The organism is Streptomyces sp. GbtcB7 (assembly GCF_019091445.1).
In the GTDB taxonomy this organism is placed as follows: domain Bacteria; phylum Actinomycetota; class Actinomycetes; order Streptomycetales; family Streptomycetaceae; genus Streptomyces; species Streptomyces mirabilis.
Window position 1 is genome coordinate 16291 of the sequence record NZ_JAGXJM010000002.1, and the last position, 26676, is coordinate 42966.

A 26676-nucleotide genomic window follows, 5' to 3' on the forward strand; every position below is an offset into this window, starting at 1 on the left:
GTGCGTGCTCTCGGCGTGCCGGGCACAGGCCCTCGTACTGGATGTACTTGGGTCTGTGCCCGGTGCGGCGAAGGGGGTCCCTCCCTGTTCGAGCGAAGCCGAGAACTCGGGGGCGCGTGCATGGCGTCGCGGGGCAGACGGGAATGTGACGACAGGGCCTAGCGGGCTCCGTGCGCAGCCTGGTGTGCGGCGACGGCCATGACGACGACGGAGATCAGGACGATGCCGGCGCCGACGTAGAGCGGCGCCGTGTAGCCGAGGCCCGCGGTGATGGCCAGGCCCCCGAGCCAGGCGCCGAGCGCGTTGCCGATGTTGGACGCGGACACATTGGCACTGGCGGCCAGTGCCGCCCCGTGGGCGAAGTCGGTGACGCGAGTGATCAGGCCGGGCACACTGGCGAACCCGAACAGCCCCATCAGAAACACCAGTATCACCGACGCGATGCCGTTGCCGGCGAGCAGACCGAACACGGCCAGGGTGATGGCGAGTCCGAGCAGGGCGAGGACCAGGGCGCGGTCACGGTCGCGGTCGGCCGCTCGCCCGCCGACCAGGTTCCCGACGACCAGACCGACGCCGTAGACCATCAGCAGCCAGGCGACATCCGCCGGGGAGAAGCCGCCGACCTCGGTGAACGTGTAGGCGATGTAGGTGAACGCACCGAACATCCCGCCGTAGCCGAGCGCGGTGGCCGTCAGGGTCAGCCAGACCTGCCAGGACCGGAAGGCACGGAACTGGGCCCGCAAGCCGTCGGCCGGGATCGGGTCGGAGCGGCCCGTCGCGGTCGGCGGCCGTGTCTCTCCCGCGTCGGCGGGGACGAGGGCGACGATTCCGGCCAGCGCGAGCAGGCCGATTCCGGTGACCGCCCAGAAGGCCGCTCGCCAGCCCCAGCGCTCGCCGACCAGCGCACCGAACGGCACACCCAGCACGTTCGCGACCGTCAGCCCGGCGAACATGACCGCCACCGCGCGGGACTTCTTCTCCGGCGCGACCAGACTGCGGGCGACCAGTGAGCCGATACCGAAGAACGAGCCGTGGCACAACGCCGCGACGATCCGCCCGAGCAGCATCACCGGATAGCTCGGCGCGAGAGCGGACAACAGGTTGCCGATGACGAACAGCGCCACCAGGCCGACCAGGATCGCCTTGCGGGGCAGCCGCGCCGTCGCCGCGGTCAGCGCGATCGCGCCGATCGCGACACTCAACGCGTACCCGGAGATCAGTCGGCCTGCGGCCGCCTCGGACACCGCGAAACTCGACGCCACCTGCGGCAGCAGCCCGGCGATCAGGAACTCGGTCAGACCGATGCCGAACCCGCCGAGTGCCAGCGCGATCAGTCCACTCGGCATCCGTCGCTCCCCGGTCGCGGGGCCAGGGTGCTTCCCGAACGTCACCTCAGCGTCAACCGGTACGTCAGCGGTGAGCGCCCCGTGATCAGCACCCGTACCCCGTCCGGGGTCAGGGAGCCGCTCAGCCAGGCGTAGCGTTCGCCCGGGTCGACCACCGCGGGTTGGCGGCCGCCCTTGCCGTTGCCGGGGCCGAAGGTGATGTGGTCGGTGCCGACGGTGTAGGTGGCCTCGCCGGAGACGAGCTGGAACGTGTCCGGGGAGCCGGGGACGGGTTCGAGGCCGTCCCCGGTCAGGGTGCCGCCGGGGCGGAAGCAGAGTTCGAGGGCGAGCGGGCTCGCGCAGCCCTCGCCCGAGAGGTCGAAGGAGATGTCCCAGGCTCCGCCGCCGACCTCACGGACCAGGACTTCGGTGCGGAGCGTGCGGTACTCCTTCGGGCGGTGCGGGAAGTCCATCGCGGACCAGAAGCGGCTGTCGTCGGTGAGGGGGTAGGCGCCGTCGGGGCAGCGGTGCTCGGGGGGCAGCGGGTGGTGGAAGGCGCCGCGGACCTCGGCGTGCAGCCGCCAGCCGTCGTCCGTGCGCTCCAGTCCCTCCGCCCTGAAGTGGCCGAGCGCGAAGAACCGGGGGGCCAGCCGGAGCGAGTCGAGGATCGCCGCGCCCTTGCGCATCTTGAAGAAGGTCGGGTTGGTGGACAGGCCGGACGAGATGGCGTGCAGTTCCGGGAAGTCGGTTCCGCCGAAGATGCTCGCCGTGTGCGTGCCGCGGCGGACCCGGACGAGGCGGCAGCTGTCGTCGTGGTGCTCGAAGTCGTCGGGCAGAGAGGTCACTTCGGGCAGGGGGGCGGCCAGCTCCGGCCGGTCCAGGACCTGGGCGAGGCGCTCGCCGATCGGGGTCTCGCCGAAGGTCTGGTCGGTGCCGCGCTCCTGGAGCAGCGCGGCCACCGCCGCGAAGCGTCCGTCTCCGTCGCGCAGCGCCATCTCCCGGTACTGGAGCCAGAACTCGGGCAGATGGCGGACCCTCGTCTGGTCCTGGCGGCGCGAATGGACCGTCTCCACCTCGCCGTTGGGCTCGATGACGTAGAGGTTGGCGGCCAGGTTGTCGCGTACGTTCGCGTAGAGGTCCGTACGTCCGTAGTGGCGGCCCAGTACGAGGAGCGCCGGATTGGTCACCGCGGCCGAGTAGTTGGGGCTGCGTTCGCTGTACTCGCCGCCGGGCAGCTGGTCGATGCCCTCGGCGAGCCAGGTCTCGATGCGCTCGGGGTAGGCGGGGTCGGGCCAGCGGGCGTGGATGCGGGCGAGGGCCGCGCAGACCAGCCAGCGGTGGTTGGCGGTGTGGACGCCACCGGTGGCGAGGGAAGGGCCCGCCAGGCGCAGGATCCGCTCGATCGTCGCCCGCAGTCCGGTGGTCGGCTCGTGGGCGTCCTCGTCGAGCAGGTGGTGGATCAGGTTGAGGTCGACGATCGAGAAGGCGGTGTCCGCCGGGTTGCCGTCCGCCCCGTGCTCCCACAGCCCGTTGTCGTACTGCTCCTCGGCGAGCGCGTCGGCGAGTTCGGCGGCGGGGCCCAGGAGCGCGGCGGAGTGGTGGTACGCCGAGCCCTCGTGCACGTACACCGAGACGAGGGTGCGCAGCGAACGGGTGGCCGCGCGGGCCTCGCCGCCGTCACGGAGTTCGACGAGATCGGCGCCGTACCCGTCGAGGACGGCCTTGGCGCTGGTCTCGGCGGTCGCGGTGAGCAACTCGACGAACGCGGTGTCGAGGGGGACACCGGTGTCGGCGAGCGCGGCGAGGAAGGTCTTGCGGGCTGTCACTGGGGCTCCTGAGAGGGGTCGTGCTGGTCTTCCACGTCGCTGTGGTCGAGGGAGGTGTCTTTTACGTCTGTCCGGTCTCTTACGTCTGTGCGGTCCCGCACGTCGATCGCGGTGAGCGCCATTGCCAGTGACCCTCCCTTTCAGAAAGCGCTTGCGCCAGGAGCGACCCTAGGTAATGCGCGGATGTCACTACAAGACCCGTACACCGATCTGCAGGAGGACCGGAGAGCGAAGAGGCCGCCACCCGAATCCGGACGAACGGAGACCGCATGACCCCGGACGCCCCCGTGCGCCGTCGCCGCTGCGCCGTGGTGAGCCTCGGCGCCCGCGCCCGGCTCTACGGCGCCCGCGCCCAGCTTTACACCGAGGCGCCGACCAGCTCCCACGCCGACCGCGTCAACCTGGCGGGCTTCTGTAACGTGAACACCCACCGCATGGCGGTGCACAACGAGTGGGGTGCGCGGCCGCCGCCGACGACGCCCCAGCGAAGTTCGGGACCGTGGACTGCCGCCAGGCCAAGTGCATCGCGCTCACCTTCGACGCCGGGCCGAGCGAGAACTCGGCCAAGCTCCTCGACATCCTCAAGGAGAAGCAGGTCCCGGCGACCTTCTTCCTGCTCGGCAAGCGGCACATCGAGCCCCCGCATTCCCGGACCACGCACACGATGCGCCGGGCCCGGATGTGGAGCGCACGCGGGGAACCAGTACGCCCAAAACCGTTCGGGGCGTACGGCTGAGCAGCAGTCTTGGCAACAAGACTCACTCCCGCTCAGTCTTTAGGAACGGTACGTGTTCGTGACCGTGCCGCAGCTGCTGGCGCCGGGGAAGGCGAAGCCCGGTACCGTCTACCGCCCCTGACGGCCCCGCGTCAGCCCAGCCGCACCGGCAGTACCCGGTAGCCGTGGCCGATGAAGGACTCGGCGAGGCGGGCCGGGCCGTGGGTGTCGTCGAGGCTCAGGTCGGGGAAGCGGGCGAAGAGCGCGGGGAGCGCGAGGGACGCCTCCAGGCGGGCCAGCGGGGCGCCGATGCAGTAGTGGACGCCGTGGCCGAAGGCGAGGTGCTCCTTGTCCGCGCGGCTGAGGTCGAAGCGGCCCGCGCTCTCGCCGTGTCGCAGGGGGTCGCGGCCGGCCGCCGCGTACGTCGCCAGGATCGCCTCGCCCCGCGCGATCAGCGTGCCGTCGGGGAGCTTGATGTCCTCGACGGCGTACCGCAGCGGGAGGTTGGCGATGGAGGGGGCCCAGCGGAGGGTCTCCTCGATCACCTCGCTCCAGGGGATCTCGCCGCTGCGCACCCGGAGCAGCTGCTCGGGGTGGGTCAGCAGGGCGTGGACCGCGTTGCCGATCAGGTTGACCGTGGTCTCGTGGCCCGCGCCGATGACGAGGAGGAGGGTGTCGATCAGTTCGCTCTCGGCGAGCTGCGAACCCTCCTCGTCCCGGGCCGCGATCAGGGCGGTCGTCAGGTCGTCGCCCGGCCGCTCACGCTTGGCGGCGACCAGTCCGGCGAGCAGTTCGTGGATCTCCCGGTAGGTGGCCATGGCCTGTTCGGGGGTGATGGTGGTGTCCATGTTGGCCTCGATGAGGCGCGCGGTGTCGGCGCGCCGGTCCTCGGGCAGGCCGAACAGCTCGCAGATCACCTGCATCGGGAGCGGGTGCGCGTAGGCGGACCGGAGGTCGACCCGCCCGTCGGGGGCCTCGGCCATCCGGTCGAGCAGCGTGGCGGCGAGTTCCTCGATGCGGGGCTTGAGCGCGTCCGTACGGCGTTTGGTGAACGCGGGCGAGACGAGTTTGCGCAGCCTGCGGTGGTCGGCGCCGTACGCGGTGAACATGTTGGTCACGCCGACCCAGAGGGTGATCCAGCTCTCGCGGTACTCGCCGCTGATCCAGGCGGGCCAGTGCTGGTTGGGGTCCTTGGACACCCGGTCGTCGGCCAGGAGCCGCTTGAGGATCTCGTACTGGGTGGGCGCCCAGGCCCTTATCCCGCCCGGCAGTTCGATGAGGGCCGCGGCACCGCGCTCGCGCAGCAGATCCGCCTCGCCGTGGAGGTCGGCGCCCGCGGGGTCGATGACGTAGGGCTGGTCCGGCACGTGGACTCCTGCTCTCTGGACCGGTTGATCACGGGGACGCAGTGCAAACGGGGATCACTCCCCGGATAGCCTGGTGGCTGGCGGACGGTGTGTCAACAGCACGGGGGCGAGCGGGAGTTGCCTGTGGCCGGGCCGAAATCTACGGGCGGGCGGTCGGGCGGCGCGGTTAGCATCGGGTGCTGTCGGCCTCGTGTCGTCGGCTTCGTGCTGTCGGCCTCATGCCGTGGGGTGCGGCTTTGGTGCGGGAAGCGAGGGGCGTATGGGTGGGGAGTCGCTGACGGCGGCGGTGCGGAGTGGGGACGTGAAGGCGGTGACGGCCCTGCTGGACGCCGGTGCCGATCCCGACGCCGTCGACGACCGGGGCACGCCCGCGCTCTGCCTGGCGGTGGACGGCTTCGACCTGGCCACGGTCGAGGTCCTGATGCGCTCCGCCCGGCTGGACCGGGTCATGGACGGCCACACCCCGCTGCTGCGGGCGGTCGACCGCGGCGCCTCCGACATCGTGAACGCGCTCATCAACCATGGGGCGCAGCTGTGGCACAAGGACCGTGAAGGACGCGACGCCCTCGCGCTGGCCCGGTCCTGGCACGAGACGGGTGCCGTGGCCGAGCTGCGCCGCAGGAGCGGTTCGGCGGGAACGGTGCGGCGCGAGACGGTTCGTGACGAGCACGGGGTGAGCGTCGAGGAGCTGACACTGACCGGCCTGACGGTCCGTACCGGGCACAGCGCGATCCTGACGGCGCTGGAGCCCCGGTACGGCATCAGGACCCCGTTCACCGAGCTGCTGTCGAGGGCGCTGGCCGAACCGGACGTCGACCACGAGATCTGGTGGGTGACGACGGATGTCCTCCAACAGCGCCGCGATCGCGCCACGTGGGACATGTCCGCCGCCCTGCGGGACCGGCCGGACCCGCGGGAGCGGTACTTCGGCGCGGAAGTGCTCCGGCTGTTCAACCTCTTCGACTACAGCGACGCGGCACCGTTCGACGCCCCGCTGGTCGATCTCTTCCTGCCGTGGGCCGCGCGCGAACCGGATCCGCGCGTGCTGCGGCCCCTGACCGCGGGACTGTCCGGCGCCCTGGATCCCCGTGCCGAGCGACCCCTGCACGACCTCGCCCGGCATGCCGACAGCGGGGTCCGGGGGTGGGCGGTCTTCGGTCTGCGGTACGGAGTCGACGCCGGGCGCCGTGACGCCCTGGCCACAGTCCTCGCATGCACCCGGGACGAGGCGGCCGAGGTCCGCCGGGGGGCCTGCGCCGCACTGGTCTCCGCGCCCGCGGATTCCGAGGCCTCGGACGCGCTCGCGGCGTGCCTCACCGACGAGACGGAGGACGTACGGGTCACCGCGGCCGTGCAGTTGGCCCTGCGGGACGATCCCCGCGGGGACGAGATCCTGGCCGCTCTCGACGCCGACGACGTTGAGGGGCCGTACTTCGGGCAGCTCTACGACGTGGGGCGGCACCGTCGGAAAACGGACGCGGCCACGCCGCGCTGACCCGCGGGGTCGTGGGTGGGTCGGGGCCGTGCCGGTGCGTCGAGCCCGTCGCCGCCGGATCAGACGTGGGCCGGGCAAGGGAGCCGCTGCTCGATCCGAACGTAAGCGACGGGCTTGCGACGCACCGCCACGGCCCCTTCCGTGCGTGCGCGGCTGCCGGTCGTGGGGGGTGGCCGTTCGGGCCGCCTACGATCGGGCCGTGGTCCTCTTCCAGCTGGAACGCGTGTCCCCTTCTCCCGTCGAAGAGAGTTGGCGTCGCCTCACCGACTGGCCCCGGCATGCCGCCGTCGTCCCGCTGACCCGGGTCACCGTGCGCACGCCGCCGCCGACCGGCGAGGGCACGGTGTTCGTCGCGCGGTCGGGGGTGGGCCCGTTGGTCTTCGACGACCCGATGGAGGTCGTCACCTGGCGGCCACCCCGGGACGGGGGCGCGGGAAGGTGCCGGCTGGTCAAGCGCGGCACGTTCGTCACGGGGTGGGCCGAGGTCGAGGTCCGTCCGGTGGCGGGCGGGGGCTCGCGGGTGCTCTGGCGGGAGGATCTGAACGTACGGTGGCTGCCGCGGTTCTTCGACCGGCCGCTGGGGTGGGTGGGGCGGTGGATGTTCGGGCGAGCGGTGGAAAGGCTGCTGCGGTCTGGATCCTGACGCTCCGTGCTCGCGGCGGGTCGCGTGCCCCTGCATGAAACGGGAAAATTGTAGTCTTTACATCATGAATACACGGCTGGCTCTGCTCAGCGCGGTGGACCCTGGTGTCACGGAGAGTGAGATCTTCCGGCTGGCGCTCCAGCACGCGGTGGGGGAGCTGGGTGCCCTGGGGGGAATGATCCATCTGCGGGGCCCCATGTCCGCGCTGCGCCTGGTGTCGGCGACCGGCCTTCCCGCGGTCCTCACCCGGCCCTGGGAGATCATCGACCAGGAAGGCCCGCTGGCCCCGGCCCAGGCCCTGCACCAGGGCCGGGGTGTGTGGATCGCGCCGGGCTCCGGCGAACAGCCCGGATCCGGTGCGGTCTCCTGGCCCGGGACCGGGCTGGCGGCCGTTCCGGTGTTCAGCGGCGACCGCGGTATCGGCGCGCTCACCGTGGTGATGGGCGCCCAGGGGGAGCCCACCGTCGAGCAGTGGGGTTTCCTGCAGGCCGTGATCGCCTGGACCGAGGAGCGCATGCAGCAGGCACCGCCGCCCGCTCGGCCGCCCCGGGAGGAACTGAGCGGTGACCGGCTGCGGCAGGCTCTGGAAGAGGTCCGGGTCGGCTCGTGGGACTGGAACATCGAGACCGGCGAACTGGTCTGGGACGAGGCCGCCCTTGAGCTCTACGGCACCAGGCCGGCCGAGTTCACCGGCCGGATCGAGAACTGGATGCGGATCGTCCACCCCGACGACCTGGCGCCGACCCTGGGAGCGGCGGAGAAGGCACTCCGGGACCGTACGGTGTTCGAGGCCGAGTACCGGGTGCGCCGGCTGGACGGCACCTACGGATGGACCCAGGCCCGCGCCCGGGCGACCTACAACGCTCAGGGCGAACCCGTACGGATGATCGGGGTGGGATGGGAGAGCAACGAGTCCCGCTCCGCACGCGACGCGCTCAGCCGGGCTCTTCGCCACATGAGTGACGGCTTCCTCGCCGTGGACGACCGCTGGCGGATCACCTTCCTGAACCTGGCGGCCGAACACATGCTGGGCTCCTCCGAGGAGGAGCTGTTCGGCCGCGTCCTGTGGGAGCTTCCCTCCGTCCGGCAGGTCCCCGATCTGGAGAAGCGCTGCCGGGAGGCCGCCGCCGCGCAGCAGCCCGCCGGCTTCGACATGGATACTCCGGACACCGGGCGCCGCCTCCACCTGCGGCTGGTCCCGGGACCCGACGGCCTCACCCTCTACTTCACCGACGTGACCGAGATCCGGCGGCACGAGGACGAACGGTCCGCCGCCGAGCAGGCCGCCGCCGAGCGCGCCGCCCGGATCGCCGAGCTGACCGCGTCCCTCGCCAAGGCGACGACCTCACGGGACGTGGTGGACGCCGTCGCACGGCGCGTGCTGCCGCCGTTCGGCGCCACCGGTCTCGTGGTGCAGGCCATCGAGGACGACCGGGTGTACAACGTCGGGGCCGTCGGCTACCCGCCCGCCTTCCTCGACACGATCAACGGCCGTGCGCGGGTGGCCCGCGACCCGGTCTGGGACCCGATCCTGAGCGGCACGCCGCTGTTCCTCTCCTCGCGCGCCGAGTACACGTCCCGCTACCCCGAACTCGCCGCCCGGCCGCCCCAGGCGGGCAAACAGGCCTGGGCGTTCATGCCGCTGACCGCGTCCGGGCACACGTTCGGGGTGTGCGTGGTCTCCTTCGACCGGCCGCGCCGTCTCAGCGACGAGGAGCGCACCCTGCTGACCACCATCAGCGCCCTCGTCGCGCAGGCCCTGGAGCGGGCCCGGCTCTACGACGCCGAGCACACCCGTTCTCAGGAACTCCAGCGCAGTCTGCTCCCCAGCGGCCTGCCCGAACTGCCCGCGTGCACCGCTGCCGCCCGTTATCTCCCCGCCGGACAGGGCATGGACGTCGGCGGCGACTGGTACGACATCATTCCTCTCTCCGGGGGGCGGGTCGCCCTGGTCGTCGGTGATGTGATGGGCCACGGGCTGCCCGAGGCGGCCACCATGGGGCGGCTGCGCACAGCGGTGCACACCCTGGCCGACCTCGAGCTTCCCCCCGACGAGATCATGAGTCACCTCAACGACATCGTCGGCGGCATGGCGGAGGAGTCCTACGCCACCTGTCTGTACGCGCTGTACGACTCCACGACCCAGATCTGCTCCGTCGCCCGCGCCGGGCATCCCCCGCCCGCCGTGGTCCACCCCGACGGCAGTGTGCATTTCCCCGAGGTCGCCCCCGATCCGCCGCTCGGCGCGGCGGAGCCGCCCTTCGAGACCTTCGAGATGAGGGTGCCGGACGGGAGCCTGCTCGTCCTCTACACCGACGGCCTGGTCGAGTCGGCCACCCGCGAGATCGACGACGGCATGGCCGAACTCGCCCGGCTGCTGCGGGCCGCGCACGAGGGTCCCGGTGAGGTGTCCGCCGATCTGGAGCGCCTCTGCGACACCGTCACCGCAGGACTGCTCCCCGCCGAGCACTCCACCGCCGATGACGCGGCCCTCCTCATCGCCCGCCTCCACGCGCTGACCGATGACGACATGGCTTCCTGGCTGCTCCCCGAAGACCCGCGAGCGGCCGGGCAGGCCCGCGGCCACATTCGCGAGCAGCTTCACACCTGGGGTTTGGACGCCCTGACGCCGACGACGGAACTCCTCGCCAGCGAGCTGGTCGGCAACGTCGTGCGCCACGCGAAGGGACCCGTGCGGCTACGCCTGCTGCACGGCCCCGAGCTGGTCTGCGAGGTCTTCGACGGGAGTCTGACCATGCCGCGCATCCGCCGGGCGTCGGAGACCGACGAAGGCGGACGCGGACTGCAACTCGTCACCGCGCTCTCCCGGCGCTGGGGCACCCGCTACACCGCGACCGGAAAGTGCATCTGGACCGAGCAGCCACTGCTCGGCCCGGAGAGCCCGACAGGCCTGCCCACCGACGTCCTGGACCTTCCGTTCCTGGACACCGAGGAGTTCGCCCGAGACCTCGACGAACTCACCTCCGGGGACCAGGAACTGCCGGGCGCGGCCCCCCAGTAGCCGACCGGCGGCCGCATCACCCCCGCGCTCCCCCCGACACTCCCCCGACCCGGCTCAGGCCACCGACCCGATCCGCCGCGCCGGAACCGACGTCGCGTCGTGGTGGATCGGCGTGTGTGCCCCGGTGAGCGACACCCCGCTCCCCCCGCGCCGGTCGGCCACGATCTCCGAGGCGATGGACAGCGCCGTCTCCTCCGGGGTGCGGGCGCCCAGGTCGAGGCCGATGGGGGACCTGAGACGCGCCAACTCCAGCTCGGTGACGCCTACTTCGCGCAGGCGGTCGTTGCGGTCCAGGTGCGTGCGCCGGGAGCCCATCGCGCCGACGTACGCGACCGGAAGCCGCAGCGCGAGCCGCAGCAGCGGTACGTCGAACTTGGCGTCGTGGGTGAGGACACACAGGACGGTCCGGGCGTCCACCTCCGTGCGCTCCAGGTACGTGTGGGGCCACTCGACGACGATCTCGTCGGCGTCGGGGAAGCGGGTGGCGGTCGCGAAGACCGGGCGGGCGTCGCACACCGTGACGCGGTATCCGAGGAACTTGCCCATGCGGACCAGCGCCGACGCGAAGTCGATCGCGCCGAACACGATCATGCGCGGGGGCGGCACGGACGACTCGACGAGAACCGTGAGCGGTGCTCCGCAACGAGAGCCCTGCTCTCCGAGCTCCAGGATGCCGGTGCGGCCCGCGTCCAGGAAGGCGCCCGCCTCGCCGACCACCGTGCGGTCCAGCTCGGGATGGGCGCCGAAGCCGCCCTCGTACGAGCCGTCGGGGCGGACGAGCAGCGCCCGGCCCCACAGTTCGGCGGGACCGCCGACGATCCGCGCGACCGCCGCCGCCTCCCCCCTCGCGGCGGCGGCCAGCGCGGAGCCGAGCACCGGCCGGGCGGGGTCGCCCGCCCGGACCGGCGTGACGAGGATGTCGATGATGCCGCCACAGGTCAGACCGACGGCGAAGGCGTCCTCGTCGCTGTATCCGAAGCGCTCCAGGACACTCTCGCCGTCCTCGAGCGCCTGCCGGCACAGTTCGTAGACCGCGCCCTCCACGCACCCGCCGGAGACCGAGCCGATCGCCGTGCCGTCGGAGTCGACGGCGAGTGCGGCGCCGGGCCGGCGGGGCGCGCTGCCGCTGACGGCCACCACGGTGGCCACGGCGAAGTCGCGTCCCTGCTCGACCCACCGGTGCAGCTCTTCGGCGATGTCCAGCATGTCTCGGTCTCCTTAACAGGGGGTGCGTGGAGGGTCGTCGACCGGAAGGGGCGTGTCAGTGCACGCCCATCCAGCTCTCGATCGGATTCAGGGCGAAGAAGACGAGGAAGATCGCCGCCAGGCCCCACATGAACGCCCCGATCTCCCGGGCCTTGCCCTGGGCGATCTTGATGGCGACGTACGACAGCACTCCGGCCGCGACGCCCGCGGTGATGGAGTACGTGAACGGCATCACGACGACGGTCAGGAAGACCGGGATCGCGGTGGCGCGGTCGGCCCAGTCCACATGGCGGGCGTTCATCATCATCATGGCGCCGATGACGACCAGTGCCGCCGCCGCGACCTCGCCGGGGACGATCGCCGTCAGCGGGGTGAAGAAGAGACAGGCCGCGAAGAACAGACCCGTGACGACGGAGGAGAGGCCCGTACGGGCACCCTCGCCGACCCCGGTCGCGGACTCGACGAAGACCGTCTGGCCCGACGCGCCCGCGACCCCGCCGACCGCTCCGCCCGCGCCGTCGATGAACAGCGCCTTGGACAGGCCCGGCATCCGGCCCTGCGCGTCGGCGAGCTTGGCCTCCGTGCCGACGCCGATGATGGTGGCCATCGCGTCGAAGAACCCGGCGAGGACGAGCGTGAAGACGATCATGCCGACCGTCATCACTCCGACGTCGCCCCAGCCGCCGAACTCGACCTTGCCGAAGAGTGAGAAGTCCGGCATCGAGACCGCGCTGCCGTGCAGTTCGGGGGCACCGCTCGCCCACTGCTTGGGGGCGATGACGCCGAGGGCGTTGAGGACCACGGCGAGTACGGTGCCGCCGACGATGCCGATCAGGATCGCGCCGGGGATGCCGCGCGCCTGGAGCATGAAGATGGCGAGCAGCGTGGCGGCGAAGAGCAGGACCGGCCAGCCGGCGAGTTCACCGGCCGGGCCGAGGGTGACCGGGGTGGACTTCCCCTGGTGCACGAAACCGGCCTTGTAGAAGCCGATCAGCGCGATGAACAGGCCGATGCCCATGGTGATGGCGTGCTTCAGCGCCAGCGGGATCGCGTTCATGATCATCTCGCGCAGGCCGGTGACGACCAGGAGCATGATGACCGCTCCGTACATCACACACATGCCCATGGCCTGCGGCCAGGTCATCTGCGGGGCGACCTGCGAGGAGAGCACTCCGGAGACGGAGAGTCCGGCGGCGAGGGCCAGGGGCACCTTGCCGAAGAAGCCCATCAGGAGCGTGCTGAAGGCCGCCGCGAACGCGGTCGCGGTGATCAGCGCGTTCTGGCCGAGCGTGTGCCCCGCCGCGTCCTTGCCGGACAGGATCAGGGGGTTGAGCAGGAGGATGTACGCCATCGCCATGAAGGTGGTGACGCCGCCGCGCACCTCACGCGCGACCGTGGATCCCCGCTGGGATATGTGGAAGTAACGGTCGAGCCAGGACCGCCCGGCCGGGACGCGGGTACCCGCACCCGCGTCGTCGGCGACGGTCCTGGGCTCCACTGACTGCTGGGTCATGGTGCCATCTCCCAAGGTTCACAGGGGCACCCGCGTCAGCGACCACGGTGGTCGCTGCGGGATTTGGGAAGGTGCACGACCCGGGGGACGGCCCGAGACGAACAGAGGGTTACTTGCCGGTCAGATGCTCGGGACGTACCGGCGTCCTGTTGAGCTCCAGACCCGTCGCGTTCCGGATCGCCGCGAGGACGGCCGGGGTGGACGACAGGGTCGGGGCCTCGCCGATGCCACGGAGCCCGTACGGGGCGTGGTCGTCGGCGAGTTCGAGCACGTCGACCGGGATGGTCGGCGTGTCGAGAATCGTGGGGATCAGATAGTCCGTGAAGGAGGGGTTGCGCACCTTCGCGGTCTTGGGGTCGACGATGATCTCCTCCATGACCGCGATGCCCAGGCCCTGGGTGGTGCCACCCTGGATCTGGCCGACGACGGACAGCGGGTTGAGCGCCTTGCCGACGTCCTGGGCGCAGGCCAGCTCGATGACCTTGACCAGCCCGAGTTCGGTGTCGACCTCGACCACCGCGCGGTGCGCGGCGAACGTGTACTGGACGTGGCCGAAGCCCTGTCCGGTGCGGAGGTCGAAGGCCTCGGTCGGGCGGTGCCGCCACTCGGCCTCGATCTCGACGGACTCGTCGCCGAGCACGTCCACCAGGTCGGAGAGGACCTCGCCGCCGTCGGTGACGACCTTGCCGCCCTCCAGGAGCAGCTCCGCGGTCGCCCAAGCGGGGTGGTACGTACCGAACTTGCGGCGGCCCAGCTCCAGGACCTTCTCGCGGACGAGCTCGCAGGAGTTCTTGACGGCGCCACCGGTGACGTACGTCTGCCGGGACGCGGACGTCGAACCGGCGCTGCCCACCTGGGTGTCGGCCGGGTGGATGGTCACCTGGGTGACGCCCAGCTCGGTGCGGGCGATCTGCGCGTGGACGGTGACACCGCCCTGGCCGACCTCCGCCATCGCGGTGTGCACGGTCGCGACCGGCTCGCCGCCGACGACCTCCATGCGGACCTTGGCCGTCGAGTAGTCGTCGAAGCCTTCGGAGAAGCCGACGTTCTTGATGCCGACGGCGTAGCCGACACCGCGTACGACGCCCTCGCCGTGCGTGGTGTTGGAGAGGCCGCCCGGCAGCTGCCGTACGTCGGCCCCCTCGCCGGCGGTGAGCCACTGCTGCTCCGGCGGCATGGGCATCGCCTTGACCCGGCGCAGGAGTTCGGCGACCGGGGCCGGCGAGTCGACGACCTGCCCGGTCGGCATGACGGTCCCCTGCTCCATCGCGTTGAGCTGACGGAAGGCCACCCGGTCCATGCCCACTTCGTCGGCGAGCTTGTCCATCTGGGCCTCGTAGGCGAAGCAGGCCTGGACCGCGCCGAAGCCGCGCATGGCGCCGCAGGGCGGGTTGTTGGTGTAGAGGGCGATGGCCTCGATGTCGACGTCGTCGACGACGTACGGGCCCGCGCCCAGCGAGGAGGCGTTGCCGACGACCGCGGGGGAGGCGGAGGCGTAGGCGCCGCCGTCCAGGACGATCCGGGCCTTCAGGTGGGTGAGCTTGCCGTCCTTGGTCGCCCCGTGCTCGTAGTAGAGCTTCGCGGGGTGGCGGTGGACGTGCCCGAAGAAGGACTCGAAACGGTTGTAGACGATCTTGACGGGCTTGCCGGTGCGCAGGGCGAGCAGACAGGCGTGGATCTGCATCGACAGGTCCTCGCGTCCGCCGAACGCGCCGCCGACGCCCGAGAGCGTCATCCGGACCTTGTCCTCGGGCAGGCCGAGGACGGGCGCGATCTGGCGCAGGTCGGAGTGCAGCCACTGGGTGGCGATGTAGAGGTCGACGCCACCGTCCTCGGCGGGCACGGCGAGACCGGACTCGGGGCCCAGGAACGCCTGGTCCTGCATGCCGAAGGTGTACTCGCCCTTGACGACGAAGTCGGCCTTCTTGGCGGCCTCTTCGACGTTGCCGCGGACGATCGGCTGGCGGTGCACGATGTTGGGGTGCGGGACGTGGCCGATGTGGTGGTCGTCGCGGTTCTCGTGGATGAGGATCGCGTCCGGCGCGGTCGCGGACGCCTCGTCGGTGATGACCGGGAGTTCGCGGTACTCCACCTTGATCTTGGCGGCGGCGCGGCGCGCGGTCTCCGGGTGGTCGGCGGCGACGATCGCGACCGGCTCACCGTGGTGGCGGACCTTGCCGTGCGCGAGGACCGGGGTGTCCTGGATCTCCAGGCCGTAGTTCTTCACCTCGGTCGGCAGGTCGTCGTACGTCATGACGGCGTAGACGCCGGGCGTCGCGAGGGCCTCGCCGGTGTCGATGGAGACGATCTCGGCGTGGGCGACCGTGGAGCGCAGGATCTGGCCCCAGAGCATGTCCTCGTGCCACATGTCGGACGAGTAGGCGAACTCGCCGGTGACCTTGAGGATGCCGTCCGGGCGGAGTGTCGACTCGCCGATGCCGCCCCTGGTCCTGGAGCCCTGCGTGAGGTTGGTGGGTGTACCCGTGGTTCCCATGGTCAGACCGCCTCGGACTGCCGGGCGGCCGCGAGGCGGACCGCGTCCATGATCTTCTCGTAGCCGGTGCACCGGCACAGGTTGCCGGAGAGCGCCTCGCGGATGTCCGCGTCGGTCGGCGTGGGGTTGCGCTCCAGCATCTCGTCGGCGGCGACCAGCAGACCCGGGGTGCAGAAGCCGCACTGGACGGCACCGGCGTCGATGAACGCCTGCTGGATCGGGGAGAGTTCTCCGCCCTCGCCGGTGTGGGAGTCCTGGGGCTTCGACTCCCAGCGCCTGGCCTCGTCCAGCGAGGTGCCGCAGGAGCCGGTGGCGCAACCGCCGTGCTCCGCGCGCTGCTTGGCGAACTCCGCGAGGCCCTCGACGGTGACGACCTCGCGGCCCTCGACCTGGCCGGCCGCGACCAGACACGAGCACACCGGCACGCCGTCCAGGCGGACCGTGCAGGAACCGCACTCGCCCTGCTCGCAGGCGTTCTTGGAGCCGGGCAGGCCCAGGCGCTCGCGCAGCACGTACAGCAGGGACTCGCCCTCCCACACGTCGTCGGCTTCCTGGGGACGGCCGTTGACCGTGAAATTGACACGCATTACGCGACACTCCCCTTCTGATGGGTCTGGCCGTCAGTGCCGCGGTACGACTCCCAGGTCCAGGTCAGGGTGCGGCGGGCCATGATGCCGACCGCGTGGCGCCGGTAGCTCGCGGTGCCCCGGACGTCGTCGATCGGGTTGCAGGCGGCGGAGCAGAGGTCCGCGAACTGCTTGGCGACCGACGGGGTGATGATCTTGCCGTTGTCCCAGAAGCCGCCCTCGTCGAGCGCCGCGTTCAGGAACTCCTCGGCGGCCTTGGCACGGACCGGCGTGGGCGCGGCGGAGCCGATGCCGGTGCGGACCGTACGGGTCTCGGGGTGCAGGGCCAGGCCGAAGGCGCAGACCGCGATCACCATGGCGTTGCGGGTGCCGACCTTGGAGTACTGCTGGGGGCCGTCGGCCTTCTTGATGTGGACGGCGCGGATCAGCTCGTCGGGCGCGAGCGCGTTGCGCTTCACGCCGGTGTAGAACGCGTCGATCGGGATCAGACGCGATCCCCGTACGGACTCGGCCTCGACCTCGGCGCCGGCCGCGAGGAGGGCGGGGTGGGCGTCGCCGGCCGGGGAGGCGGTGCCGAGGTTGCCGCCGACGCCGCCGCGGTTGCGGATCTGGGGAGAGGCCACGGTGTGGGAGGCCAGGGCCAGGCCGGGGAGCTCGCCGCGCAGGTTCTCCATGATCCGGGTGTAGGGGACGGAGGCGCCCAGGCGCACGCTCTCCTCGCCGACCTCCCACTCGCTGAGCTCGCCGACGCGGTTCAGGTCGAGGAGGTACTCGGGCCGGCGGTGATCGAAGTTGATCTCGACCATCACATCGGTGCCACCCGCAATCGGCACAGCGGTGGGGTGCTCGGCCTTCGCGGCGAGCGCCTCCTCCCAGCTGGCGGGGCGAAGGAAGTCCATGAGTGGCTCTCTTCTTCGTATCGTGGGTCGTTCTGATCAAGCCAGATCGTGTGCGGCGGCCCGGGCTCGTTCATGAGTTGTTCACGTGGAGTGAGGTCAGTACACCGCGCTGTCCTCCACCGGGGTCAGTCACCGAAACCATGAAGGAGTTGGCTGGCCAGGGCGGTCATCTTGTAGATTCGTATGAACGGAGGCCATCAGTAACCTCCTCGTTTTCCTCTGGAAACGACAGGAAACATCCAGCACACGCTGGGACCAGGGAGTACGGCTCGCGGACCCGCTCGCCCATTGCTCACCTTCAGATCCATCGTAGATTTCGAGACAAGAACGGCGGCGACGAGAATGCGGCTGCGCGCACTGCTGGACACCGACGCGCTGGGCCTGCGGCTGCTCGGCGGCGAGGACGAACTGGACCGCACCGTACGCGGTGTGATGACCACGGACCTCAAGGACCCCAGCCGCTACCTCTCCGGCGGCGAGCTGGTCCTCACCGGGCTCGCCTGGCGGCACGACGCCGCGGACTCCGAGCCCTTCGTACGGATCCTGGCGGCGGCCGGGGTCGCGGCCCTCGCCGCCGGTGAGGCGGAGCTCGGCGACGTCCCGGAGGACCTCGTCCTGGCCTGCGTCCGGCACCGGCTGCCGCTGTTCGCCGTGCACGAGTCGGTGGCGTTCGCGACGATCACCGAGCATGTCGTACGACAGGTCTCGGGCGAGCGCGCCGGGGACCTCGCGGCCGTGGTGGACCGGCACCGGCGGATGATGACGTCCGGCCCGGCGGGCGGCGGCCCCGACGTGGTCCTCGACCTGCTCGGCACCGACCTGGACCTGCGGGCCTGGGTGCTCTCCCCCACCGGACGCCCCATCGCCGGTTCGAAGCTCGCCGGGGCCGCGCTGCCCGCGGACGTGTCCGCGAAGCTGGCCGCGGAGCACCTCGCGGCGGCGCGCACCGGGCGGCGCGGACCGCACCGGGTGCTCGTGGGCACGACGACCTACTCCCTCTTCCCGATCCGCTCCTCCGGGCGCTCCGCGGCCGCCTCCCGCGATGTGCGCGAGACGGTGCTCTCCGACTGGCTGCTCGCGGTCGAGGCGGACGCCGGGGACTGGCCCGCGGAGCGGCTCGACCTGCTCCAGGGAGTCACCCAGCTGATCGCGGTCGAGCGGGACCGGCGGGACGCGGCGCGCACGGTACGGCGCCGGCTCGCGCAGGAGGTCCTCGAACTGGTGCAGACGGGGGCGGCACCCGCGGAGATCGCGGCCCGGCTGCGCGTCGCCGCGCCGGTGCTGCTGCCCGGGCTCGGCGCCGCACCGCACTGGCAGGTGGTGGTGGCCCGCGTCGAGTGGGACGGCGGCGAGGTCGAGGGCGGGCCGGTCGCCCAGTCGCTCCTGGAGGAGATCCTCGTCGACCCGCTGACCAGCGGCCCCGAGCACTCCGACCGGATCGCCGTCGCCCATACGGGTGAGGAGGCGATCGCGCTCGTCCCCCTTCCGGCGGTCTCCGCGGAACACGACGGCTCCGAGTCGGGCATCCTCGCGGACGCCCTCCTGGAGGCCGTACGCGACCCGCTGTCGGCCGGCCTGAACGACGACGGGCGGCTCACGCTCGGCGTCAGCGCCGCCGTGCACTCCGCCGAGGGGCTGCGTGGCGCCCTGGAGGAGGCCCGGCACGCGCGCCGGGTCGCCGCCGCCCGCCCCGGCCGGGTCTGCGCGGCCGGACACCAGGAGCTGGCCTCGCACGTCCTCCTGCTGCCCTTCGTGCCGGACGACGTACGCCGTGCCTTCACCGCGCGCCTGCTCGACCCGCTCCGGGACTACGACCGCCGCCACCGCGCCGAACTCATCCCCACCCTGGAGGCGTTCCTCGACTGTGACGGCTCCTGGACGCGCTGCGCCACGCGGCTCCACCTGCACGTCAACACACTGCGCTACCGGGTGGGCCGCATCGAACAGTTGACGGGCCGGGACCTCTCCCGCCTCGAGGACAAGCTCGACTTCTTCCTCGCGTTGCGCATGAGCTGAGGTCACGGGTCCGTGCGGCGCGTGTCAGCAAGTGCCGCACCAGTCCCACGACTTTGTGAAATCCTTCACCCACCCCCTTGGCCGGGCGCCGCGATCCGTGCTGAGATGCCACCACTCAACAGCTCAATGGCGTGCTCGGGGAGGGCAACGTGGCGCATACCGCCATGTCTGGTTCCGGAACGAACGCAGGGAACGATCCACTCCAGACCGCGGTATGGCGGCTGCGCTCGCGCGCCTGCTGGGTCGACGCGGCCGCACTGCTCCAGCCCGGGACGGCGGGTCCCGCACTGCAGAGAGCCTCGCTCCTCGTGGAGCGGTGCCTGTACACCGAGCAGGGCTGGGCCGAGGCGGAGGACGCGCTGCGGACGGCGGAGGCGGTGGCCCAGAGCGACGACGAGCGCGGGGCGGCGGCCTGTGAGCGCGGGCAGCTCGCGTACGCGGCCACGCTGCTCGGGGTGCGCGACCGGGCGGACGAGGCGCGGGCCGCGCTCGGGCGGGCCGCCGCGCTGATCGCCCCGGGGGCGCCGGGGCGGGCGCTGCTGGACTTCCGGCGCGGGCTGCTCGCCGAGAACCTCGCGCAGTCGCCACAGGCCGCGCGGGCCGCGTACCGGCGTGCCCACGCGGGCGCTGTCGCCCAGGGCGACCCGCTCCTGCTCTCCTTCACCTGGCGGCACCTGGCCGGACTCGCCCTGCGGGACGGTGAGTTGGCCGAGGCACGGCACGGGTTCGCCGAATCCCTGCGGATCCGGGAGGAGTTGGGGTACTTGGTGGGCACGGCTCCGGCATTGGCCTCGCTCGCGGATGCCGAGGCCGAGCCGGAGGCGACTCGGTTGCGGGCGGAGGCGGGACGGTTGTTCCGGTTGCTCGGGGGGGTGCCGACGTGGCTGGCTCGGCAATTGACTCCGCCCGCCGCAACCGCTTGAGGTTGCGCGGAGGGTGCGGGTGATTCGTGGCTGGTCGCGCCCGCGCGGCGGAGCCGCATGTGTCACGGCCCCGCGTTCGCCGGACCGGATCAGTCGCTCTGGACGTGCGCCAGGAGGTTGCGGGCGAAGTTCCCCACCGCGGTGCGGAGTTCGGGGTCGTGGGCGACGTAGACCACGACCCCGACGATGACGATCAGGACCAGGAGGCCGCGCAGGCCGCCGCCCCGGGCGCCGGTGTGCGGCACGGGGCGGTGCGTGTGGGGCGCCCCGGTGTGACGGGCGTGGGCCCGGGCCATGTCGTGCGCCGCGCGGTGGTGGCGTACGTGGTTCTGGTGGATCTGCTGGGCCTGCTGAGCTTGCTGCATCGCCTGCCAGGACGGGTCGGGCATCGTCTTCTCCCCCGGTGTGCTGCTGGTACCGGGGGACACGCCTGCGGGGCCGTCCGGGTTCCCGGCGGCGCGTCCTGTTGCTCGGCGCCCACGGAGCCGTGACGTCCGCCAGGGGAAGGCGACGTACCGGACCTAGCAGTCGGCGAAGTGCTCTCGTACGAGGGACTGGACGGCCGGGAGGTCCTGGGCGGTCAGGGCGTCCAGGAGGGCGAGGTGCTCGGCGGCGTTGGCCATGAGGTCCGCGCGGCCGCGCGGGACGGGGCCGCCGACGAGGGGCCACTGGGCGCGGCGGTGCAGGTCGTCGGCGATCTGCACGAGCTGGCCGTTGCCGGCGAGGGCGAGGATCGCGTGGTGGAAGGCGCGGTCGCACTCGGCGTAGGTGGCACGGCACCCCGCGGACGCGGCACGCGCCGCCGCCTCGGCGAGCGGGCGCAGTTCGGCCCAGCGCGCGGCGGGCACCGTGCGGGCGAGGCGCAGCACCACCGGGACTTCGAGGAGGGCACGGATCTCGGCGAGTTCGGCCAGCTCGCGCGTTCCGCGCCGGACAACCCGGAAGCCCCGGTTCGGTACGACCTCGACGGCGCCTTCGAGGGCGAGCTGCTGCATCGCCTCGCGTACGGGTGTGGCGGACACCCCGAAGCGTTCGCCGAGCACGGGCGCCGAGTACACCTGGCCGGGGGCGAGCTCGCCCGCGACGAGGGCGGTGCGCAGGGCGTCGAGGATCTGCCCGCGGACCGAGGCCCGCTGGACCACGGGGCGCGCGGTCTCCACGGGGCGCGCGGTCTCGACAGGGCGCGCGGTCTCCACGCGGAGGTGCGGGATGGGCGGCTCGCTGTGGGTGTGCTCGCCACGGGCCCCGGAGGCGGACCGGGACTCGTCCGAGGCGACGCCCCGCTCCCGCTCGACGTCCGCCGCCCGCGCCTGTGCGGGCACCCGGACGGACGCCGTACGGATGTCCGGGGCCGCCGACCCGGTGGAACCGCGCGCGCCCAGCGAACCGGCCTGCTCCACGGGGTCCTCCTCCGGGCTTGGTGGTACTTGGGGGTCATTGCGGCGGTTGTCACCCGTCCGTCAAGCACCATAGGCGCACATGGCCCCAGTTCAAACATCCGACATTGAGGGTAAGGTAAGCCTAACCTGTCAACGATCGTGAAGCGGGGTACCCGTATGTCCGCTCCCGCCCTGGCCACAGGCGCCCTGGACCTCGCCGACGCCCGCCCCGCCCGCTCGGCCGTCACGGACGCGTACACCCGGCTGACCGAGGTCTTTCCGGAGCTGAGCGTGCGGGAACTGGGACACGGGGAAGCGGCCCCGGAGGGCGACGGCTGGGTCGGCGCCGCCAGGCTCGCGGCGGGCGGGGCGGACCTCGACACCTTCCTCGCCTGGGACGAGGCGCAGGTCATCAGGGACTACGGACAGCGGGCGCGCCCGGACGTGGTGGCGAGCTTCGGGCTGCACCGGTACGCCTGGCCGGCCTGTCTGTTGATCACCGTCCCGTGGTTCCTGCTGCGCCGGGTGCCCCGCCTTCCTGTGGAGCGCGTCACATTCCAGCGCACGCTCGGCCGGATGGCGGTCCGGGTCGAGGAATTCGCCTGCCTGCCGGGCGACCCTGCGGCCCGGCTGCCGGGTGCCCGGGTCGTCCCGGACGAGGAGGCACTGCGGGCCGAGGTGCGGGCGGTGGCGGCCGAACACCTGGAGCCGGTCCTCGGCGGCTTCGGCCCGCGCATGCGGCGCCGCGGCCGGGCCCTGTGGGGCATGGCGACCGACGAGGTCGTCGAGGGTCTCTGGTACGTCGCCGAGCTGCTCGGCGAGGAGCGGCGCGCGCGGCGCGAGCTGGAGCTGCTGCTGCCGGGGGCCACCCTGCCGTACGTCGGTTCCGCCGCGTTCCGTGAGCTGAGCGGCCCGAACGGGGAGTCCCTGCCCACCCGCGACCGGGCGAGCTGCTGCTTCTTCTACACCCTGCGTCCCGAGGACACCTGCGTCAACTGCCCGCGCACCTGCGACACGGACCGCATCGCCAAGTTGACGGCCACCGCGACCGATTGAGCGCCGACCCCGACGTACGGACGGGCCTCTCGGGTGCTCTAAGATCAACTCCGATTGAGACTCCCGACGGGTGCCCGACAGATGACAGGCACTTCACAACTTCCTCACTTGTCGCAGGAACTTTCCGTAGAACCATCCGTACGGGTAATCTTATTCGCACTCAGCTCCCGTCCCTCGTGCGGCAGTTCGAGCAGAATGTCGCCCTGCGCATCCCCTTGCACTCTCTTGGCGGCCTCTTGCCCCGAAACCCCCTGAGGGTCGACGGGCGTGGGCCAATATGGCGGGCGTTACGCCCTATCCCAATGCAAGGGACCCCAGATGAGATTGACCGACATATCGCTGAACTGGCTGCTTCCGGGCGCCGTTTTGCTCCTGGGACTGCTGGCGGCGGTGGCGGTGCTCGCGCGCAGCAAGCGGTCCGGGGAGAACACGAGCGGCAGCAACGACGACTCGTGGGAGCGCAGCGAGGAGCGTCGCAGGCGTAAGGAAGCCGTCTACGGCACGGCCTCCTATGTGCTGCTCTTCTGCTGTGCCGCGGTCGCCGCGGCGCTCTCCTTCCACGGCCTCGTCGGCTTCGGCCAGCAGAACCTCGGACTCACCGACGGCTGGGAGTACCTCGTCCCGTTCGGTCTGGACGGCGCGGCCATGTTCTGCTCCGTCCTCGCCGTGCGCGAGGCCAGCCACGGTGACGCGGCGCTCGGCTCCCGGATACTCGTGTGGACCTTCGCCGGTGCCGCCGCCTGGTTCAACTGGGTGCACGCTCCGCGCGGTGTGGACCACTCGGGCGCTCCCCAGTTCTTCGCGGGCATGTCCCTGTCGGCCGCCGTGCTGTTCGACCGGGCGCTGAAGCAGACCCGCCGTGCCGCGCTGCGTGAGCAGGGCCTGGTCCCGCGTCCGCTGCCGCAGATCCGTATCGTCCGCTGGCTGCGCGCGCCCCGCGAGACGTACAGCGCCTGGTCGCTGATGCTCCTGGAGAACGTCCGCACGCTGGACGAGGCGGTCGAGGAGGTCCGCGAGGACAAGCGCCAGAAGGAGCAGAACCGTCTGCGTCGGCGCAACGAGGAGCGGGTCGAGCGGGCGCACCTCAAGGCGCTCAGCCGCGGTCACCGGGGCCTGCCCGGCCGTGGTGGTGGCGGCGGTGGCCGGCAGCAGCTGGAGACGACCGTGGAGCGTGCTCCCGCGCAGGCCACCGCGGAGCCTGCCATAGCGCCGGAGCTGCCCGTACGCTCACGGCCCTCCCTTCAGCCCGTCCGCAAGAGTGGTGACCCGATCACCGTCGATCTCACCGCGGAGGACGACACCATGGCCCTGCCGCGACTCGACTCCCTGGAGCGCAAGCTCAAGGACCTGGAGCAGCAGTTCGGCTGAGACACCGGGGTGGTCCGGCCGTTGAACGGCCGGACCCCGGACAGGAATTACGGCGGCGCGGTGACTACACCGCGCCGCCGTCCAGTTCGAACCAGACCGACTTGCCCACGCCGTGGGGGCGTACCCCCCAGGCGTCCGCGAGTGACTGGACCAGGACGAGGCCTCTGCCGTGCGTACCGTCGTCGGCGATCGGTACCCGCAGTCTGGGCCTGCGTCCCACGAAGTCCCTTACCTCCACGCGGAGTCCGCGGGGTCCGACGGTGGCCGTCAGGACCGCGTCATGGTCGGTGTGGATGAGGGCGTTGGTGACGAGTTCGCTGGTCAGCAACTCGGCTATCTCGGACTTCTCCGGCTTCCCCCAGTGCCGTAAGAGTTCCCTCAGCGCTCTGCGGGCCTCTGGCACCGCCCGTAGATCGGCCCTGGCCAGCCGCCGCCTGAGCTGCGCGGCGGCCGGGTCCCTCGTACCGTCGGTCGCTTCTTCCTCCACTGCCTGTGCCGAGGAGGCCCCGATGGCCACGGGACCGCCCCCTCGTACCTGCCTCTTCATGACCCCCGCCTGCATGCCGATGTCGGGTTCCCCTCCTGATCGAACATGTTCACGGGAATCCATGCCCCATCGGGGACGCGGCAGTCATGTCGAATGGTCAACCACCAGCCAATCCCGAGCGGAAGCACGGCGTCGCGCCGCAACGGCGGCTCATGGGGCGCCTCCGCCCGTACGCCAGGGCTCTCCGGGGCCGGCCCGCGCGACGGCGATCCGCCCCGGGGAAAGCCCTGCTTGCCCTGCTCAACGCCTGTTGAGGCGCACGGTTCGGCCCCGGCGCACGGCGGCGGCGCACCCGGCGGACCCGCACCACCCGGCGCCTCCCCCTCCCGGGCGACGTGTTGACCGCGGGCGCTCGGCCCATCTACCGACTCTCGGCTGCGGGTATGGCCGTACTCGACGGGGAGTCGGCGCGGCGGCCCGAGTCCGGTGGTGGTGTCGCCGCTCCACTTACGGAGCTCGGTGGCGGGCCGAGGGAACGGTCAAGGACGCGGCACGTTGCGCAGGTTGGAGCGGGCCATCTGCACCATCCGGCCGACGCCCCCGTCCAGGACCATCTTCGACGCCGACAGGGCGAACCCGGTCACCATCTCCGCGCTGATCTTCGGCGGGATGGACAGGGCGTTGGGGTCGGTGACGACGTCGACGAGGGCGGGGCCCTTGTGCTTGAAGGCGGCCTTCAAGGCGCCGGTGAGGTCCTTGGGCTTCTCGACGCGCACGCCGTACGCCCCGCACGCGCGCGCGACGGCCCCGAAGTCGGGGTTCTTGTTCGTGGTCCCGTACGAGGGCAGCCCCGCGACCAGCATCTCCAACTCGACCATGCTCAGGGCGGAGTTGTTGAAGAGGACGACCTTCACCGGCAGGTCGTACTGGACGAGGGTGAGGAAGTCGCCCATCAGCATGGCGAACCCGCCGTCTCCCGACATCGAGACGACCTGCCGACCCCGGTCGGTGAACTGGGCCCCGATCGCCATCGGCAGCGCGTTCGCCATCGAACCGTGCGAGAACGAACCGATGACCCGGCGGCGGCCGTTGGGCGAGATGTAGCGGGCCGCCCACACGTTGCACATCCCGGTGTCGACCGTGAACACCGCGTCCTCGTCGGCGAGTTCGTCGAGGACGGAGGCCACGTACTCCGGGTGGATCGGCACGTGCTTCTCGACCTTGCGCGTGTACGCCTTGACGACACCCTCGAGCGCGTCCGCGTGCTTCTTCAGCATCTTGTCGAGGAAACGACGGTTCCCCTTGGGCTTCACCCGGGGCGTCAGACAGCGCAGGGTCTCCTTCACATCGCCCCACACCGCCAGATCCAGCTTGGACCGGCGGCCCAGGCGCTCGGGCCGGACGTCGACCTGGGCGATCTTGACGTCGTCCGGGAGGAAGGCGTTGTACGGGAAGTCGGTGCCGAGCAGGATCAGCAGGTCACACTCGTGGGTGGCCTCGTAGGCGGCGCCGTAGCCGAGCAGACCGCTCATACCGACGTCGTACGGGTTGTCGTACTGGATCCACTCCTTGCCGCGCAGCGCGTGTCCGACCGGGGACTTGATCTTCTCCGCGAACTCCATGACCTCGGCGTGCGCGCCCGCCGTGCCGCTGCCGCAGAAGAGCGTGATTCTGTCGGCCTCGTCGATCATCGCGACGAGCTTGTCGATCTCGGCGTCGCCGGGGCGGACCGTGGGCCGGGAGGTGACGAGGGCGGTCTCCAGGGCCTTGTCCGGGGCGGGCTCGGAGGCGATGTCGCCGGGGAGGGAGACGACGCTGACACCCGACTGGCCCACCGCGTGCTGGATGGCGGTCTGCAGCAGCCTCGGCATCTGCTTCGGGTTGGAGATCATCTCGTTGTAGTGACTGCACTCGCGGAAGAGCTGGTCCGGGTGGGTCTCCTGGAAGTAGCCGAGTCCGATCTCACTGGAGGGGATGTGCGAGGCGAGGGCGAGGACCGGGGCCATGGAGCGGTGGGCGTCGTACAGACCGTTGATGAGGTGGAGGTTGCCGGGGCCGCAGGAGCCGGCGCAGGCGGCGAGCTTGCCGGTGATCTGGGCCTCGGCGCCCGCGGCGAAGGCAGCCGTCTCCTCGTGCCGGACGTGGATCCAGTCGATCGCCGCGTTGCGCCGGATCGCGTCCACCACCGGGTTGAGGCTGTCGCCGACGACGCCGTACAGGCGCTTGACGCCCGCGCGGACGAGGATGTCGACGAACTGCTCGGCGACGTTCTGCTTGGCCATGCTGCACGCACCTCTTTGTGATCCATGGATCCCGCGGGTCCCTTGGTTCATCCGTCGGGTCCATGAATTCACA

The 26676-nt window shown here is 71.5% G+C and carries 19 protein-coding genes and 2 pseudogenes; 9 read left to right on the plus strand and 12 right to left on the minus strand.

The window, feature by feature from the left end; genetic code table 11:
- Positions 1-158 precede the first annotated feature (158 nt).
- On the minus strand, positions 159-1346 hold the full coding sequence (locus KVT44_RS03075) for an MFS transporter (RefSeq protein ID WP_217565992.1): 1188 nt from the start codon (positions 1344-1346) through the stop codon (positions 159-161).
- 41 nt (positions 1347-1387) lie between these two features.
- Positions 1388-3151, minus strand: a complete 1764-nt coding sequence (locus tag KVT44_RS03080; RefSeq protein WP_217565993.1) for a hypothetical protein — start codon at positions 3149-3151, stop codon at positions 1388-1390.
- Positions 3152-3635: 484 nt separating this feature from the next.
- On the opposite strand from KVT44_RS03080, the pseudogene KVT44_RS03085 reads away from it, so the two are divergent.
- Together KVT44_RS03085 and KVT44_RS57775 are read left to right on the plus strand one after the other, a co-directional pair.
- Positions 3636-3788, plus strand: a pseudogene (locus KVT44_RS03085) (polysaccharide deacetylase family protein); the annotation flags it as partial.
- Between the two features lie 133 nt (positions 3789-3921).
- Positions 3922-4008, plus strand: a pseudogene (locus KVT44_RS57775) (polysaccharide deacetylase family protein); the annotation flags it as partial.
- Positions 4009-4018: 10 nt separating this feature from the next.
- On the opposite strand, the gene KVT44_RS03090 reads toward KVT44_RS57775, so the two are convergent.
- The gene (locus tag KVT44_RS03090) at positions 4019-5233 is read right to left on the minus strand and encodes a cytochrome P450 (RefSeq protein WP_217565994.1); all 1215 of its coding nucleotides are present in this window, start codon (positions 5231-5233) and stop codon (positions 4019-4021) included.
- A gap of 259 nt (positions 5234-5492) precedes the next feature.
- On the opposite strand from KVT44_RS03090, the gene KVT44_RS03095 reads away from it, so the two are divergent.
- The 3 genes from KVT44_RS03095 to KVT44_RS03105 all read left to right on the plus strand — a co-directional run bounded on the left by KVT44_RS03095 (position 5493) and on the right by KVT44_RS03105 (position 10393).
- Positions 5493-6728, plus strand: a complete 1236-nt coding sequence (locus tag KVT44_RS03095; protein WP_254648915.1) for a HEAT repeat domain-containing protein — start codon at positions 5493-5495, stop codon at positions 6726-6728.
- A 199-nt stretch (positions 6729-6927) separates the two neighbouring features.
- Complete coding sequence (locus tag KVT44_RS03100; protein ID WP_190171527.1) at positions 6928-7371, plus strand: SRPBCC family protein; 444 nt, start codon at positions 6928-6930, stop codon at positions 7369-7371.
- A 64-nt stretch (positions 7372-7435) separates the two neighbouring features.
- Positions 7436-10393 (plus strand): SpoIIE family protein phosphatase, encoded by a 2958-nt coding sequence (locus KVT44_RS03105; protein ID WP_217565996.1) that lies wholly within the window; start codon positions 7436-7438, stop codon positions 10391-10393.
- Between the two features lie 54 nt (positions 10394-10447).
- Here the strand turns inward: KVT44_RS03105 and KVT44_RS03110 are convergent, their stop codons facing one another.
- The 5 genes from KVT44_RS03110 to KVT44_RS03130 form a co-directional block, all read right to left on the minus strand.
- Complete coding sequence (locus KVT44_RS03110; RefSeq protein WP_217565997.1) at positions 10448-11599, minus strand: XdhC/CoxI family protein; 1152 nt, start codon at positions 11597-11599, stop codon at positions 10448-10450.
- Between the two features lie 55 nt (positions 11600-11654).
- Positions 11655-13112 carry an NCS2 family permease gene (locus tag KVT44_RS03115; RefSeq protein WP_075031101.1) on the minus strand — a complete coding sequence of 486 codons (1458 nt, stop codon included), beginning with the start codon at positions 13110-13112 and terminating at the stop codon, positions 11655-11657.
- Between the two features lie 109 nt (positions 13113-13221).
- Positions 13222-15606 carry a xanthine dehydrogenase family protein molybdopterin-binding subunit gene (locus tag KVT44_RS03120; RefSeq protein WP_217565998.1) on the minus strand — a complete coding sequence of 795 codons (2385 nt, stop codon included), beginning with the start codon at positions 15604-15606 and terminating at the stop codon, positions 13222-13224.
- A 2-nt stretch (positions 15607-15608) separates the two neighbouring features.
- Positions 15609-16193: a (2Fe-2S)-binding protein gene (locus KVT44_RS03125; protein WP_067375648.1), complete on the minus strand. Its 585-nt coding sequence runs from the start codon at positions 16191-16193 to the stop codon at positions 15609-15611.
- Complete coding sequence (locus tag KVT44_RS03130; RefSeq protein WP_217565999.1) at positions 16193-17092, minus strand: xanthine dehydrogenase family protein subunit M; 900 nt, start codon at positions 17090-17092, stop codon at positions 16193-16195. The genes KVT44_RS03125 and KVT44_RS03130 overlap by 1 nt, the downstream gene beginning before the upstream one ends.
- Before the next feature lie 342 nt (positions 17093-17434).
- Between KVT44_RS03130 and KVT44_RS03135 the strand changes: the two genes are divergently transcribed.
- Together KVT44_RS03135 and KVT44_RS03140 are read left to right on the plus strand one after the other, a co-directional pair.
- Positions 17435-19108 (plus strand): PucR family transcriptional regulator ligand-binding domain-containing protein, encoded by a 1674-nt coding sequence (locus tag KVT44_RS03135; RefSeq protein WP_190171532.1) that lies wholly within the window; start codon positions 17435-17437, stop codon positions 19106-19108.
- Positions 19109-19257: 149 nt separating this feature from the next.
- On the plus strand, positions 19258-20031 hold the full coding sequence (locus tag KVT44_RS03140) for a hypothetical protein (protein ID WP_099925320.1): 774 nt from the start codon (positions 19258-19260) through the stop codon (positions 20029-20031).
- An 89-nt stretch (positions 20032-20120) separates the two neighbouring features.
- On the opposite strand, the gene KVT44_RS03145 is transcribed toward KVT44_RS03140, so the two are convergent.
- Positions 20121-20420: a hypothetical protein gene (locus KVT44_RS03145; RefSeq protein ID WP_099920051.1), complete on the minus strand. Its 300-nt coding sequence runs from the start codon at positions 20418-20420 to the stop codon at positions 20121-20123.
- Positions 20421-20552: 132 nt separating this feature from the next.
- Positions 20553-21413, minus strand: a complete 861-nt coding sequence (locus KVT44_RS03150) for a GntR family transcriptional regulator (protein ID WP_254648946.1) — start codon at positions 21411-21413, stop codon at positions 20553-20555.
- Between the two features lie 174 nt (positions 21414-21587).
- Between KVT44_RS03150 and KVT44_RS03155 the strand changes: the two genes are divergently transcribed.
- Positions 21588-22466: a (2Fe-2S)-binding protein gene (locus KVT44_RS03155; RefSeq protein ID WP_217566001.1), complete on the plus strand. Its 879-nt coding sequence runs from the start codon at positions 21588-21590 to the stop codon at positions 22464-22466.
- A 318-nt stretch (positions 22467-22784) separates the two neighbouring features.
- Positions 22785-23834, plus strand: coding sequence for a DUF2637 domain-containing protein (locus KVT44_RS03160; protein ID WP_190171536.1), 1050 nt, complete (start codon positions 22785-22787; stop codon positions 23832-23834).
- A 64-nt stretch (positions 23835-23898) separates the two neighbouring features.
- On the opposite strand, the gene KVT44_RS03165 is transcribed toward KVT44_RS03160, so the two are convergent.
- Positions 23899-24381, minus strand: coding sequence for an ATP-binding protein (locus tag KVT44_RS03165; RefSeq protein WP_229889189.1), 483 nt, complete (start codon positions 24379-24381; stop codon positions 23899-23901).
- 479 nt (positions 24382-24860) lie between these two features.
- Positions 24861-26603 (minus strand): pyruvate dehydrogenase, encoded by a 1743-nt coding sequence (locus KVT44_RS03170; protein ID WP_099920055.1) that lies wholly within the window; start codon positions 26601-26603, stop codon positions 24861-24863.
- Positions 26604-26676: the final 73 nt, after the last annotated feature.

Bases quoted from the DNA above. Each gene is read 5' to 3' on its own strand.
- KVT44_RS03105 (WP_217565996.1), top strand. From the start codon at position 7,436: ATGAATACACGGCTGGCTCTGCTCAGCGCGGTGGACCCTGGTGTCACG.
- KVT44_RS03145 (WP_099920051.1), bottom strand. From the start codon at position 20,420: ATGCCCGACCCGTCCTGGCAGGCGATGCAGCAAGCTCAGCAGGCCCAG.
- KVT44_RS03165 (WP_229889189.1), bottom strand. From the start codon at position 24,381: ATGAAGAGGCAGGTACGAGGGGGCGGTCCCGTGGCCATCGGGGCCTCC.
- KVT44_RS03125 (WP_067375648.1), bottom strand. From the start codon at position 16,193: ATGCGTGTCAATTTCACGGTCAACGGCCGTCCCCAGGAAGCCGACGAC.
- KVT44_RS03120 (WP_217565998.1), bottom strand. From the start codon at position 15,606: ATGGGAACCACGGGTACACCCACCAACCTCACGCAGGGCTCCAGGACC.
- KVT44_RS03110 (WP_217565997.1), bottom strand. From the start codon at position 11,599: ATGCTGGACATCGCCGAAGAGCTGCACCGGTGGGTCGAGCAGGGACGC.
- KVT44_RS03170 (WP_099920055.1), bottom strand. From the start codon at position 26,603: ATGGCCAAGCAGAACGTCGCCGAGCAGTTCGTCGACATCCTCGTCCGC.
- KVT44_RS03135 (WP_190171532.1), top strand. From the start codon at position 17,435: ATGCGGCTGCGCGCACTGCTGGACACCGACGCGCTGGGCCTGCGGCTG.
- KVT44_RS03075 (WP_217565992.1), bottom strand. From the start codon at position 1,346: ATGCCGAGTGGACTGATCGCGCTGGCACTCGGCGGGTTCGGCATCGGT.
- KVT44_RS03130 (WP_217565999.1), bottom strand. From the start codon at position 17,092: ATGGACTTCCTTCGCCCCGCCAGCTGGGAGGAGGCGCTCGCCGCGAAG.
- KVT44_RS03160 (WP_190171536.1), top strand. From the start codon at position 22,785: ATGAGATTGACCGACATATCGCTGAACTGGCTGCTTCCGGGCGCCGTT.
- KVT44_RS03115 (WP_075031101.1), bottom strand. From the start codon at position 13,112: ATGACCCAGCAGTCAGTGGAGCCCAGGACCGTCGCCGACGACGCGGGT.
- KVT44_RS03095 (WP_254648915.1), top strand. From the start codon at position 5,493: ATGGGTGGGGAGTCGCTGACGGCGGCGGTGCGGAGTGGGGACGTGAAG.
- KVT44_RS03155 (WP_217566001.1), top strand. From the start codon at position 21,588: ATGTCCGCTCCCGCCCTGGCCACAGGCGCCCTGGACCTCGCCGACGCC.